The sequence below is a fragment of the Planktotalea frisia genome, from assembly GCF_001890925.1.
Taxonomy (GTDB): domain Bacteria; phylum Pseudomonadota; class Alphaproteobacteria; order Rhodobacterales; family Rhodobacteraceae; genus Planktotalea; species Planktotalea frisia.
Window position 1 is genome coordinate 1 of the sequence record NZ_MLCB01000153.1, and the last position, 758, is coordinate 758.

Annotated in this window: 1 pseudogene; it reads right to left on the reverse strand. The window is 52.6% G+C overall.

Going from position 1 to position 758, the window contains the following annotated elements:
* Nucleotides 1-485 precede the first annotated feature (485 nt).
* Nucleotides 486-638: pseudogene (locus PFRI_RS21970) on the reverse strand (transposase); the annotation flags it as partial.
* Between the last annotated feature and the right edge of the window lie 120 nt (nucleotides 639-758).

Sequence of the window (758 nt, forward strand, 5' to 3'; positions counted from 1 at the left end):
AACATAAGATTTGTGTGGATGCCCCGGTTACTGTGAGCGATTTCAAGGTCTTGGAACGGGCAGATCAGGTGCAGTCATGTGTCCGGCCTCAGAAGTGCCGTTTCACTGACGGCGGGCCTTTATGGAGATACGCGACGCGGTTCCAAATCAGATTAACGGGCTCGAGGGCCACAATCTTATCCTGGTTTTTCCGCTGCCGATCTCATGATCGTCGTGTTCCGTAACTTATCCTTCGTCCTTTCAGTCCTGCCGGTATCCTGGCCGCGCGGTTAGGCGACGACCTGAATTTCGTAATCACGTTCTTTGGTCATCATTGCCCAAAGCCGTCTGGCCATTCGGTTTGCCAATGCGACTGCAACAACCATACGCGGTCTCTTTGTTAGCATACGCTCCAGCCAAGGATCTTCGCAATGTCCTTTCCGTTCAGACGCGCTGATCACAGACATGGCGCCGATGATCAGTAATTTGCGGACATCTCGCTGACCCATCTTCGTAATCCTTCCGAGCCGATCTTTGCCGCCAGTCGAATGTTGTCGGGGAACCAAACCAAGCCATGCTGCAAAGTCTCGGCCCTTCCGAAAGTTTTGGGCAGGGGGGGCAGAAGGCTTGAATGGCCATGGCGGACATTGGACCGACACCTGGCATGGTTTGCAACCTACGCGCTTCAGCGTTCTTCAATGCACCTTTCTTGATTTTGACATCCAATGCGGCGACTTCAACATCAACGGCCTCAATCTGCTTGAGATATATCTCGATTA